10 protein-coding genes are annotated in these 12193 nt (G+C 39.5%); 8 read left to right on the top strand and 2 right to left on the bottom strand.

What is annotated here, in order from left to right:
• Nucleotides 1-151: 151 nt before the first annotated feature.
• Nucleotides 152-1600, top strand: a complete 1449-nt coding sequence (asnS, locus tag ACPPVU_RS23005; RefSeq protein WP_426669079.1) for an asparagine--tRNA ligase — start codon at nucleotides 152-154, stop codon at nucleotides 1598-1600.
• A gap of 43 nt (nucleotides 1601-1643) precedes the next feature.
• Here the strand turns inward: asnS and pgi are convergent, their stop codons facing one another.
• Nucleotides 1644-3290, bottom strand: a complete 1647-nt coding sequence (pgi, locus tag ACPPVU_RS23000) for a glucose-6-phosphate isomerase (protein WP_426669078.1) — start codon at nucleotides 3288-3290, stop codon at nucleotides 1644-1646.
• Nucleotides 3291-3607: 317 nt separating this feature from the next.
• Between pgi and ACPPVU_RS22995 the strand changes: the two genes are divergently transcribed.
• From ACPPVU_RS22995 to ACPPVU_RS22980, 4 genes are all read left to right on the top strand, one after another.
• Nucleotides 3608-4048 (top strand): hypothetical protein, encoded by a 441-nt coding sequence (locus tag ACPPVU_RS22995; RefSeq protein WP_426669077.1) that lies wholly within the window; start codon nucleotides 3608-3610, stop codon nucleotides 4046-4048.
• Nucleotides 4049-4277: 229 nt separating this feature from the next.
• Nucleotides 4278-5370 (top strand): peptide chain release factor 2 gene (gene prfB, locus ACPPVU_RS22990; protein WP_426669076.1). Its coding sequence is split into 2 segments (ribosomal slippage): nucleotides 4278-4337 and nucleotides 4339-5370, totalling 1092 coding nucleotides; the frame shifts between segments, so codons are not numbered across the junction.
• A 13-nt stretch (nucleotides 5371-5383) separates the two neighbouring features.
• Entirely contained in the window at nucleotides 5384-6289 is a 906-nt protein-coding gene (locus ACPPVU_RS22985) for an alpha/beta hydrolase (protein WP_426669075.1), read from the top strand.
• Nucleotides 6279-6689 carry a hypothetical protein gene (locus ACPPVU_RS22980; RefSeq protein WP_426669074.1) on the top strand — a complete coding sequence of 137 codons (411 nt, stop codon included), beginning with the start codon at nucleotides 6279-6281 and terminating at the stop codon, nucleotides 6687-6689. Before ACPPVU_RS22985 ends, ACPPVU_RS22980 begins: the two co-directional genes overlap by 11 nt.
• A gap of 221 nt (nucleotides 6690-6910) precedes the next feature.
• Here the strand turns inward: ACPPVU_RS22980 and ACPPVU_RS22975 are convergent, their stop codons facing one another.
• Nucleotides 6911-7780 carry a transglutaminase-like domain-containing protein gene (locus ACPPVU_RS22975; protein WP_426669073.1) on the bottom strand — a complete coding sequence of 290 codons (870 nt, stop codon included), beginning with the start codon at nucleotides 7778-7780 and terminating at the stop codon, nucleotides 6911-6913.
• A 42-nt stretch (nucleotides 7781-7822) separates the two neighbouring features.
• Between ACPPVU_RS22975 and ACPPVU_RS22970 the strand changes: the two genes are divergently transcribed.
• The 3 genes from ACPPVU_RS22970 (at nucleotide 7823) to ACPPVU_RS22960 (ending at nucleotide 12097) form a co-directional block, all read left to right on the top strand.
• Complete coding sequence (locus tag ACPPVU_RS22970) at nucleotides 7823-8608, top strand: O-methyltransferase (protein WP_426669072.1); 786 nt, start codon at nucleotides 7823-7825, stop codon at nucleotides 8606-8608.
• A 50-nt stretch (nucleotides 8609-8658) separates the two neighbouring features.
• The gene (locus tag ACPPVU_RS22965; protein ID WP_426669071.1) at nucleotides 8659-9153 is read left to right on the top strand and encodes a hypothetical protein; all 495 of its coding nucleotides are present in this window, start codon (nucleotides 8659-8661) and stop codon (nucleotides 9151-9153) included.
• 622 nt (nucleotides 9154-9775) lie between these two features.
• Nucleotides 9776-12097 carry a hypothetical protein gene (locus ACPPVU_RS22960; RefSeq protein ID WP_426669070.1) on the top strand — a complete coding sequence of 774 codons (2322 nt, stop codon included), beginning with the start codon at nucleotides 9776-9778 and terminating at the stop codon, nucleotides 12095-12097.
• Nucleotides 12098-12193 lie beyond the last annotated feature (96 nt).

Below are 12193 nucleotides of genomic sequence, written 5' to 3'. Positions count from 1 at the left end.
AAGGCTGCGCCGTTTATCGAATTAAGTAATTGCCAGAATTTTAATTGAAAATGTAGCACTGTGTATTTCATTCTGTTAATTCATAAATTCTATTAATTCCGGTTCAGACAAAGAGCAAATAATCGTATTTTTGCGCCTCTAAATATTTATTATGAGTCAGCGGACAAAGATCAAAGCATTGCTTGAAAGTGAGCAAACCAACATTGAAGTAACAGTTAAAGGATGGGTGCGTACCTTTCGTAATAACCAGTTTATTGCTTTAAATGATGGCTCTACCAATAGCAATATCCAGATAGTAGTTGATTTTGAGAACACTGATCCATCTATTTTAAAAAGACTTACTACAGGCGCAGCTATTAGCGTGGTGGGCGAGTTAGTTGCCTCATTAGGCAAAGGCCAGAAGGTGGAAGTAAAAGCCAAAACAATAGAAATATTAGGCGACAGTGACCCTGAAAAATACCCGCTTCAGCCTAAAAAACATAGCCTTGAGTTTTTAAGGGAAATTGCACACCTGCGTTTCCGTACCAATACTTTCGGGGCGATTTTTCGTGTGCGTAACAGCCTTGCATTTGCTGTGCATACATTTTTCCAGGAGAGAGGATTTGTTTACCTGCATACACCAATTATTACAGCATCAGATGCAGAGGGGGCAGGGGAGACTTTCCATGTGACCAACTTAAACATGGCAAATCCGCCAAGAATTGAAAACGGGGAAGTTGATTTTAAACAGGATTTCTTTGGCAGGGCTACTAATTTAACGGTTTCCGGTCAGCTGGAAGGCGAGTTGGGTGCAATGGCTCTGAGTGATATTTATACTTTCGGTCCGACTTTCCGTGCCGAAAATTCCAATACGACGCGCCACTTGGCTGAGTTTTGGATGATAGAGCCGGAGATGGCTTTTTATGACCTGGAAGATAACATGAATCTGGCCGAAGAGCTGTTGAAATACCTGATCGCATACGTTTTAAAACATAATGCAGAGGACATTGAATTTTTAACGCAGCGTTTAGCCGAAGAAGAAAAGCAGAAGCCACAACAGGAGCGTTCTGATATGTCATTAACAGAGAAGTTACAGTTTTGCCTGGATAATGATTTTCAGCGCCTGACCTATACTGAGGCTATCGATATATTGATAGAATCAACTCCGAATAAAAAGAAGAAATTTCAATACCCGGTTGAAGGATGGGGCACTGATCTGCAATCAGAGCATGAGCGTTATTTGGTTGAAAAACACTTTAAGAAACCGGTTATTCTAACCGATTATCCTAAAGCCATAAAAGCATTTTACATGCGCCAGAATGAGCCTGATGCAAACGGACACGAAACTGTACGCGCGATGGATATCCTATTCCCAGGCATTGGCGAAATGGTGGGCGGTTCTCAACGTGAAGAACGTTTAGAAAAACTGGAACAGCGCATGGATGAAATGGGCATACCAAAAGATGAACTGTGGTGGTATTTAGATACCCGCCGTTTCGGCGCTTGTCCGCATGCTGGTTTTGGTTTAGGCTTTGAGCGGATGGTGCAGTTTGTTACTGGTATGGGTAATATCAGGGATGTGATTCCTTTCCCAAGGTTTCCGAAGAATGCGGAATTTTAATAGAAAAATGAAAGCCCTCTCCAAAAAAGAGGGCCTTGTTATTTTACCTCCAGGCCTTATACTGATTGATCAAGCCATTAGTTGATGAATCATGACTGCTTACTTCATCATTGGTTCTTAGTTCAGGAAGAATTTTTCCGGCTAATTGTTTTCCTAATTCAACACCCCATTGGTCAAAGCTGTAGATGTTCCAGATAATACCCTGTACAAATATTTTGTGCTCGTACATTGCAATTAGTGAACCTAAAGTGCGCGGCGTGATCTTTTTTACCAATATAGAGTTAGTTGGACGGTTGCCATCAAATTCTTTAAATGGCGCCAGCTTTTCTATCTCTGCATCTGATTTGCCAGATGCTTTTAATTCAGCAACCACTTCCTCGCGGGTTTTGCCATTCATTAATGCTTCGGTTTGTGCAAAGAAGTTTGAAAGCAGCATCTGGTGATGTTCGCCAAGCGGATTATGCGACTGTGCAGGTGCTATAAAGTCGCAAGGGATCAGTTTGGTTCCCTGATGAATTAATTGATAGAAGGCATGCTGTCCGTTGGTGCCCGGTTCGCCCCAGATGATCGGGCCGGTAGAGTGGTCTACAGTGTTTCCGTTACGATCTACATGCTTGCCATTACTTTCCATATCTCCTTGTTGGAAATATGCTGCAAAACGATGCATGTATTGATCGTATGGAAGGATGGCATTAGTTTCTGTTTCGAAAAAGTTATTGTACCATATACCTACAAGCGCCAGTATTACCGGAAGGTTTTGCTCCAGTTCGGTATTTTTAAAGTGCTGGTCCATCTGGTGGGCGCCTGTTAAAAGCTCGGTGAAGTTTTCAAAACCGATGCTTAATACGATTGATAGACCAATCGCACTCCATAAAGAGTATCTGCCGCCAACCCAGTCCCAAAACTCAAACATATTTTTGGTGTCGATGCCAAACTGCTCAACCGCTTTGGCGTTGGTTGATAATGCGGCAAAATGTTTGGCAATATCTTTATCAGTAGCACCACCGGCTATAGTCCAATCCCGCGCACTATGTGCGTTGGCCATTGTTTCCTGGGTGGTAAAGGTTTTTGATGCGATCAGGAATAGTGTGGTTTCCGGGTTAAGCGGTTTTAGTGTTTCAACAATATGGGTAGCGTCCACATTGGAAACGAAATGCATGTTAAGGTGATTTTTGTATGATTTTAATGCTTCGGTTACCATTACGGGTCCAAGGTCAGAGCCACCAATACCGATATTTACAACATCAGTAATTGGTTTGCCGCTGAAGCCTTTCCACTCGCCCGAAATGATGGCTTCACTGAAAGATTTCATTTGTTGCAGCACCTTGTTCACATCGGGCATTACATCCTGGCCATCAACATAAATAGGGTTGTTACTGCGGTTACGGAGCGCGATGTGTAATACAGGCCTATTTTCCGTTACGTTGATCTTTTCGCCCGAAAACATGGCCTCTGCTGCCTCTTTTACCCTACATTCTTTTGCTAATTGTATCAATAAAGCAACGGTCTCGTCGTCGATGCGGTTTTTTGAGTAATCCAGCAGGATGTCATTGAATTGCGCCGAAAATTTTTCAAAACGCTGATTATCAGATTTAAAAAGGTCCTTAAGGTTTTTTGATGTGATATCAATGAAATGGTCGGCTAAATATTTATAAGCCTGTGTGGTAGTAAAATCAATGTTTGGCAGCATAATTGAATGGTTTTACACAAAAATAGAATTAAATATTCAGGTGAATGACAAATAAATTTTAGTGTTTTTTCAATGACAAAAAAAGTCGTTTAAGTGTTGAAATTACACCCGGTTTCAGTGTCAAAAACACACCTGCTTTCGGTGTCCAAATAACACACCATACATAGTGTTTGTTTTACACTGAAAAATTATTAAAATTTTAAAATAGTTTGACAATTATTTTGATTTTAAAAACAATTAAATCATATATTTGTCTACATCATAAATAAAAGTGTTATTTATAATCATTTTGTTAATCCGCTAAAAAGAAAAAATTTATGTTCGAAAAACTCTTTTTGCTTGTAAAAAATAACGCCGGGAAGGCTGTTATGGAAAATCCGGAAATACGCGAGAAAGACCGTGAAGCGGTAATCAATGATGCGTCAAGTTCTATTATTGAAGTCTTTAAAGGACAGATGGAGTCGGGTAAGTTAAAGGACCTTGTAAAATATTTCCAGTTCCCCGAGATATATAAGAGTCCGTTGACTACGAGTGTGGTTAATAAGTTTGCCAATAAACTAAACAGATTTTATAATATCGACCCTGCTTCAGCCTTAAACATTTCAAAATCTTTGATTCCGCCGGTAATGCTTGATCTGATTGAGCAAACAAAAGGCGAAAAGAACAAGGAATTTACATTAAGTTCATTTCTATCAAAAATTAATGGTAACCGTGCCGACCTGAGCATTATAGTAAACAGGTTGATGCTTGCCAGTTAAAGGTCTACTACCTATAAAAACGAGTTCAGAGGGGGTGTAATTAAGTTTGCAACCCCTTTGACAGTTTTAGCCTCACCTAAATCCTCTCCAAAGGAGAGGACTTTTAAGTTTGGGTATTATAACGACATTTTCGTTAAGCTCCCTCTCCCTTGGAGAGGGCTGGGGTGAGGCTACAATCATCTGCATATTTGCACATCTGAAATTTGCACATTAAACCTATATTTGCCGCATGACTAAAGAACAGATCCAGGATTTGAGGGATAGAGCAGCTTCCCTGAGGAGGCATCTTTGACATCGATAAGAAACTCGATGCACTACAAAAGGAACAAGAAATAACTGTTGGCCCCCATTTCTGGGATCAGCCTAAAGAGGCCGAAAAAGTGCTGGCTTCGATCAAAACAAAAAAAATCTGGACAGACGCTTTTCAGAAAGTAGTATCGGTTGTGGAAGATACCGGTGTGCTTTTTGAATTTTACCAGGCCGGCGACGCTACCGAAGCAGAAATGCAGGAGCAATTTAACGCTGCTACCAAAGCGGTTGAAGAGCTTGAATTTAAAAACATGCTTTCGGCTGAGGAAGACCAGCTGAATGCAGTTTTACAGATCACAGCAGGGGCTGGTGGTACAGAAAGCTGCGACTGGGCAGGTATGCTGATGCGCATGTACATTATGTGGGGCGAAAAGAACGGCTATAAAGTAACCGAGCAGGATTTTCAGGAAGGTGATGTGGCGGGCGTTAAAACCGTTACACTTCAAATTGAAGGGGATTTTGCCTACGGATATTTAAAGGGAGAAAATGGTGTACACCGGTTAGTGCGCATATCGCCTTTTGACTCGAATGCCAAACGCCATACCTCGTTTGCGTCAGTCTATGTTTATCCGTTGGTGGATGATACTATCGAAATAGATATTAACCCGGCTGATATTGAGTTTGAGACTTTTCGTTCGGGTGGTGCAGGTGGGCAGAATGTGAACAAGGTGGAAACTGCCGTACGTTTGTACCACAAGCCATCCGGTATCATCATCAAGAACCAGGAATCACGCTCGCAATTGCAAAATAAGGATAACGCGATACGCCTGTTAAAATCTCAATTATACGAGATAGAGATGCGCAAACGCCAGGAAACCAGCAATGCGATTGAAGGCAATAAAAAGAAAATTGAATGGGGATCACAGATCAGGAATTATGTGCTGCATCCATACAAACTGGTTAAAGACCTGCGTACGGATCATGAAACATCTAATGCAAATGCCGTACTGGATGGCGAACTGGATGAATTTCTGAAAGCCTACCTGATGGAATTTGGGGGGCCTAAGAGTTAATTCATTTTATACTATGTTCAATCGTTTAGGAGCTATATTTATGCTGGCAATGGTTTCGCAGTCGCTTTTTGCACAAGAGCAAAAGCCAATTCTTTTATACCCTAATGGTGTCCCTAATTCGAAAAAGGCGCCGACTACTTATGTGGAAAAGCGGGAAGGGTATAGTGTTAGTTTAGTGACGGATCCAACCATTACACCTTATTTTCCGGCAAAGGATAAAGCCAATGGCACTGCTGTTATTGTGTTTCCGGGAGGTGGCTATATCAACCTGACAGTAACCTACGAAGGAGCTGATATCGCACGAGAATTTAATAAAATTGGCGTTACCGCTTTTGTTGTAAAATACCGTTTGCCGAGTGATGAGATTATGGTGGATAAAACCATAGGGCCGTTGCAGGATGCACAGAGGGCAATACAAATAGTGCGCGAAAGGGCTTCAGAGTGGGGTGTAAAGCCTGATAAAATAGGCATTATCGGTTTTTCTGCCGGAGGGCACCTGGCATCAACTCTGGCGACACATTTTAAAAAAGCAGTAATAGCAAATACCTCAAATATCAGTTTGCGACCAGATTTTGCAATGCTGATCTACCCTGTAATTACTTTCGGACCGTTTGCTCATTCAGGCTCTCGCGAAAACCTGATCGGTAAAAACCCGTCACAGGAATTGATTGATTTGTACTCGAACGAGAAACAAATCACAACAGATACTCCACCATGTTTTTTGATACACGCCGAAGATGATAACACCGTGCCTGTTCAAAACAGTATTATGTTTTATGATGGGTTGGTGAATAATAAAGTAAAAGCCGAAATGCACTTATTCGAGGAGGGCGGGCATGGGTTCGGAATGGTCAACCCCAAAAACAAAGATCATTGGTTTGATTGGGCTGCAAATTGGTTGAATGAGAATGGGTTTTAATATTTTAAAAGGAATAAGACATTATTGGTGGTATTTATATTTTTCAGCTTATTGGAGCGCCTATAATTGGGGAGAGAAGAATACACCACAGAGCAATGCAATCAATTTATTATATTTAATTACACTTTTAGTTCTATCCGGGTTGTTACAGATTGCCCTTTTATTTGGAATTAAATTATCAGGAATGGCATTTATAGCCTTTTGTGGCCTGCCAGCACTTATTATTCCTTACTGGTCAATTTCAAAAAATAAAATGTATAAGGAAAGGCTAAGAGAGTATGACTATTTGAAAGCAAAGGAGTTTAATTATAAACGAAACGTGTATGTGATATCAGTTTTGGTTTTTGCAATTGCTTTGAATACAAGCATTGCGATAATACGAAATTTAGCAAGCAAGTGACTATTGCTAGCCTAATATCCTTAACATCTCATTCAACTCCGCAATCTTTTCCTCGTTGGGTTGGATTATAAATCTGGGCTGTATAAAGGAGGCACCTGGAATATGGAGCCTAAAATATCCTGGTGGCGTTATTCTATAAACAGGTTATTCCTAACGGAATTAAAAATAGTTATCAAAGCCGGTGATAGCTGAAATTAAGGCCAAGGGTAATTAAAGAGTAATTAATGGTGATCTCCGGTCATTATCTCCAACAACTCATTTAACTCAGCCACCTTTTCAGCAGAGCCCAGGTTTTCATAAGCACTAATCAAATTACGCAGTACCCGCCTGATGATATCCGCGTTAGAGCAAGGCTCATAAAACTGCTTTTCAGCTTTTAGATTCAGTTGTTTCAGGAACATGTCCACATCCCGGCGACCGAAAATAAAGCCTTTGTTAAAAGCATTGATGTAGAACAGGATGCCGCCTTCAAATTCTGTCTCCATCGTTTCATCCACATAAGCTAAAATGAAGTGCTGCGGCAGGTTTACGCCATAAACAGGTATGTCCAGCTTTTGGGCGATGATAGAATAAATAATGGCCAATGATATCTGATTGCCTTTTTTTGTTTCGAGCACCTGGCTCAGGAAGCTGTTCTGTGGGTCCTGGTGATTGGAGGTATTTCCGCTAAAACCATGAATATTGTAAAACACATGGTTGATCAGTTTGATCTGCTCGGACGGGCTGCCATCGTAGATCATCTGCAGCCAGATATCGCGTTTGATAGCTTCGATCTGGTTGATCAATTTTTGCTCATCCAGATCGGGATATTGATATTTATTAACGGTGATCACGCCTTGCAGCAGATCAAATGCACCTCCCTGGTACCAAAGCTTCAATTCCTCTTTCATCAGGCCAAACTGTATTTCGTGTACAAGGTCGACTATGCGTTCTTGTTGTATCGGGTCAAAAGCCTGTTCCCATGCAGATTCGAGGTATTCTATCACCTCGCCGCCATAGGAAACAAGTTTATCATGTATATGCTCAAATATTTCCCTGTCCGGATCGTCAAGCAAACGTATGAGCGAATTAATTACTTTAGGGTCTAACATATATTAAGTCTAAAATACTAAACCTTTTCTAATTTTACAGCCATGTTAAATTTCAGGTTCGCGAAGGATTACCTGCTGCACCGTATACGCGGAAAAAGCAGGCATGGGTTACATTCGCCTTTTGTTTACAGGCTGGTGGATGAGGTTATTTACGATTATAAATACAAAGATATTTACAATGAAATAGAAAGCATACGTACCGGGTTGCTTTCTGACAATCAGGTGATAACTGTAACCGATTTGGGGGCTGGCTCACACGTAAACAACAATAAACAAAAGAAAATAAGTGACATTGCGCGCAATGCTTTGAAGCCACCTAAACTGGCACAATTGCTTTACCGGTTAGTGCAGGACCTGCAGTCACGCAATATTATTGAATTAGGCACCTGCCTGGGCACAACATCGCTATATTTACAAAATGCCGCACCAAATGCCCAACTATTTACTCTTGAAGGCTGTCCTGAAACGGCAGGAGTGGCTAAGGACGTTTTCGATAAAGCTGACATAAATAGTATCAAACAAGTAATAGGAAATTTTGATGATACGCTACCGGGTGTGATCGACGGCCTTGATCAACTGGATTTTGTTTTTGTTGACGGTAATCATCAAAAGGATGCCACCCTGAAATACTTTGAATGGTGCCTGCCTAAAGTACACGAAAACACGCTGCTGATTTTCGATGATATTTATTGGAGCGAAGGCATGAAAGAAGCCTGGGAAATTATCAAAGCGAATCCGCAGGTAACAGTTACGGTAGACTTGTTTTGGATAGGACTGGTGTATTTTAAAAGGGGACAGGTGAAGGAGGATTTTTTGATAAAAATTTAATGATGTGCAGATGTGCAAATATGCTGATATGCAAATGGACTAATTATTATATGAGAAAAATTACTGCTATTGTCTGCGGATTAATATTATTAGGTTTTGTTGGGACATGTGTATATTTTGTTGGCGGTGTCAGTGCCACATATCCACCAATTAAGGAGTACAAATTCTCAGGCAGCATCGAACAAATTGGTCAATTTTTACAGTTCTTTTCAGAGTCAAATCCTTACTTAACTTATAAGATATCAATTCGTGATAGCAGTAATCTTGATGTTAGCTACCGGGATATTGAAATCAAACTCAAGGATAGTTCCAAGAATTTTTCATACGCCCTGGTCTGTGAAGAAAATGACGATAAATCGGAAACTATAATAAAACTTGTTGATGCTTTTAATGAAACAAATAATATCGGGGGATATTCAATCGAAAGCCAAGGTGTAAAAGAACTTCTAAAGCATTTTGAAAGTGATTTTATAATACCGTTTCAGAAAAGTGAACATATTGTAATAAGTCCCCAAAGTATAGGGTTCTGGGAAAAGATTTATTGAGAAGAAACTTAATTATCTAATCATTGGCGCATCAATATCAAAGGAAGCACAACTATAATTCTTGCATTCTAAATTTCGAACAAAAAAATGCAACTTAACCGAATCAACCAAACTAAACTATTATGCTAACTGAAGTAAACCCCAATAAAAGCGAATTGCTTCATAACATACGGCTTAGCGGTTCATCAATGCAGATTTTGAAATACCTAACATACGTATTCGTCGTTTTCTGAAAAATGGGTGTTTTTACGGGTAGTTATTGAAGAATATTACTTATAACTTCAATAATTATATTACCCTAACCAGCCTATTTTATGACCTACGTTGCCAACCTATACAATATTGGAATTATTGTCATAATTCCCACTTATTTTCTCCCAATGGAGTCATCTTGAAAATCCCTTAAAAAATCGAATTTACAATAGATTTTAAATTAAAAAATTCATTCGGTTAAAACAGATTGATGCACGTGGCCTATATGAAAACGACCATCTATAAACTTTGTATCACACTAATTTATTTATCGTTGAACACGTCCTGTTTGTTTGGTCAAGCAGGCGAACAAAATATTGATTCCTTACTTTCAAAATTAAAATTTTATCAGCTCACAAAGTCACCTTCCATGTTATTTGCACACTTTGATAAAAACGTGTATGTAAATAATGAGAATGTTTGGTTTACTGCTTATCTTCTGAATACTGAGAAAAATAATAACCCAACGGTACTTTCAGTACTGTTAGTAAATGACAACAAAAAATCAATTGTCCTTAAACAACGGTTTGTGATGGAAAATGGATTGTCGTTCGGAAATGTCTTGATCCCTGATACGATACCTCCAGGCAACTACAGCTTTTTACTCTATAATAATGTTTTGGCTACCGATAAGCCTATTGACAGCTTCGTTCAACCTATCACAATTAAAGCGACGTCTGCTTCCGGCATTTTAGCGTCCTTAAATCTTGTAGATTCAGTGCAATCACCGATTGGGGCATACCGGCGGGTACAAATAAAGGTCGCAAATAAAGAGAAACTGCCATTGCCAGGCGCGGAAATCTTCTTTCATCTGGGTGGAAACTCTGAGGCACTATCGTCTAATAAAATAAAGACCGATAAGAATGGAGAATACCTGCTTTCAATTCCGATCGATAAAATCAATGCAGGCTCAAATATTTTAACTGCAGAGGTCAGCTACAATAAAGAAATCAAGACTTTACAGATGGCTTTACCTGTAATAAAAAACAGGTATTCTGTAAAATTTTATCCTGAAGGAGGTAATCTGGTACATGCGACTAAAAGTATTATTGGCTGGGAAGCGAAGAATTCGTTTGGTATGCCTTTAGAAATCGATGGAATTTTGTATAAAGATAAAGTTCCCATTGATACTGTTCATACCGACAGGTATGGATTGGGTAAATTTAAATTGATCCCGCTTGTTGGAAGTAAATATGAAGTTAAGATAGGCGGTAACGGTAATGACACAGTTTACGCTTTGCCCTCAATATTATTGAGTGGGCCGGTAATCAACGTCGATAATTCGATAGCAAATGACTCGCTCAAAATCAGGTTAGTGAGCAAATCTCCCGGAAAGTTCTTTTTAATGATTCATAATTACCGGCAGTTTTTCTTTTATATCCCCATTGAACTGAATGGAGCTGGAAAAACAGTTTTGATTAATTTAAAAGATGTTCCCAAAGGTCTGAACTCCGTAACCATTTTGGATAGCATGCAAAGGCCGCTAATCGAAAGAATATTTTTTGCGCATTACGATACACGCATACCGATAAAAATATTGATCGATAAACCAAAATATAATACCAGGCAGAAAGTAAGCGTACGGTTGAAGCTCATTTCGGCGGACTCTGTTGTGGTTAAAGGAGGGGTATCGGTAGCCTGTGTTCAAAGTAGCCGAATTGATACGAAAAAAGTCAACGACATCGAGAGCTACTTTTATTTGAAACATGACCTGGACGATATCCCCTTAAAAGAAAGCTACATGGGTCAGAGTAAGGCTGACAGGATTTATTTAGAAGAAGTATTGTTAATTAAGGGCTGGAGACGATTTACCTGGCAGGAAATGATGCAAACGGAGTCCTCGGATACCGTAAACAAAATGCAGGTTATCTCGGCCTTCAACGGCGTGGTTACGCACAATGGTAAAAACGTCAATAAATCTACGCAGATATTAGTAATGGCAGATTCTGCAAGCAATTTCATTACGACGAATAAAAACGGGGAATTTTCTTTGGGTATTAAAAAAATGATCACCGCGCAAGACAAAAAAATTCATTTGTTGCTAAACGATAGATCCGAAAAAGGGTATTCAATAGCGATAAAAGATCCTTTTGACTCAATTAATAATACCCTGGTTAAAGAGTTCCAGCCACTTATTTATAATTTACCAGCAACGACCAACTCAACTGGTGATAATGATATAATAAATGGTTTTGAACATACGATCAATTTAAAAGGAGTAACCATAAAAGTCTTCAAGGACGATCAATTCGATAAGCCGCTGAAGGCCGTAGACCTGTCGAATTCTTGTGGCGATTACGTTTGTCGTTACGATTTCCTTAATTGTGTAGTTCACCCTCATGAGGCGGACAACCGAATGCCGGTTATAGGGGAGGAATACTATAATAGTCATGGCGTCAAAATAGTTTATAAAGGATGCCCCTTATTACCGCCTTTGTCAATGTTGACCGTAAATGGCATCTATTACAGCAAAGAATTTTATGGCTCCGACTACTCTCAATTTAGCCTTTCTGCACCGGACTATTTTTCGACTATTTATTGGAAACACTTAATTTATATTAATTCAAAAAACAATGTACAGTTTAGTTTTTATACGAGCGATATAACTGGCCCATTTAAGATAATAGTTCAGGGCCTGACCGAAAGTGACGTCATTTATGGAGAAAAAGAATTTGAAATAAATAGACCTTGAACCAAATTCTGAACCGGATTTTTTGAATTTGCAGAATTGCCCGAATTTTATGAGTTTGAATTCTGTTAATTCTTTAATTCTGAGAATTCTGTTTCA

It is taken from the genome of Mucilaginibacter sp. McL0603, assembly GCF_049992945.1.
Taxonomy (GTDB): Bacteria; Bacteroidota; Bacteroidia; order Sphingobacteriales; family Sphingobacteriaceae; genus Mucilaginibacter.
Note: the sequence above shows the minus strand (reverse complement) of the source record. Positions and strands in the feature narration are given on the sequence as shown.

Bases quoted from the DNA above. Each gene is read 5' to 3' on its own strand.
- asnS (WP_426669079.1), top strand. From the start codon at position 152: ATGAGTCAGCGGACAAAGATCAAAGCATTGCTTGAAAGTGAGCAAACC.
- pgi (WP_426669078.1), bottom strand. From the start codon at position 3,290: ATGCTGCCAAACATTGATTTTACTACCACACAGGCTTATAAATATTTA.
- ACPPVU_RS22995 (WP_426669077.1), top strand. From the start codon at position 3,608: ATGTTCGAAAAACTCTTTTTGCTTGTAAAAAATAACGCCGGGAAGGCT.
- ACPPVU_RS22985 (WP_426669075.1), top strand. From the start codon at position 5,384: ATGTTCAATCGTTTAGGAGCTATATTTATGCTGGCAATGGTTTCGCAG.
- ACPPVU_RS22980 (WP_426669074.1), top strand. From the start codon at position 6,279: ATGGGTTTTAATATTTTAAAAGGAATAAGACATTATTGGTGGTATTTA.
- ACPPVU_RS22975 (WP_426669073.1), bottom strand. From the start codon at position 7,780: ATGTTAGACCCTAAAGTAATTAATTCGCTCATACGTTTGCTTGACGAT.
- ACPPVU_RS22970 (WP_426669072.1), top strand. From the start codon at position 7,823: ATGTTAAATTTCAGGTTCGCGAAGGATTACCTGCTGCACCGTATACGC.
- ACPPVU_RS22965 (WP_426669071.1), top strand. From the start codon at position 8,659: ATGAGAAAAATTACTGCTATTGTCTGCGGATTAATATTATTAGGTTTT.
- ACPPVU_RS22960 (WP_426669070.1), top strand. From the start codon at position 9,776: ATGTTATTTGCACACTTTGATAAAAACGTGTATGTAAATAATGAGAAT.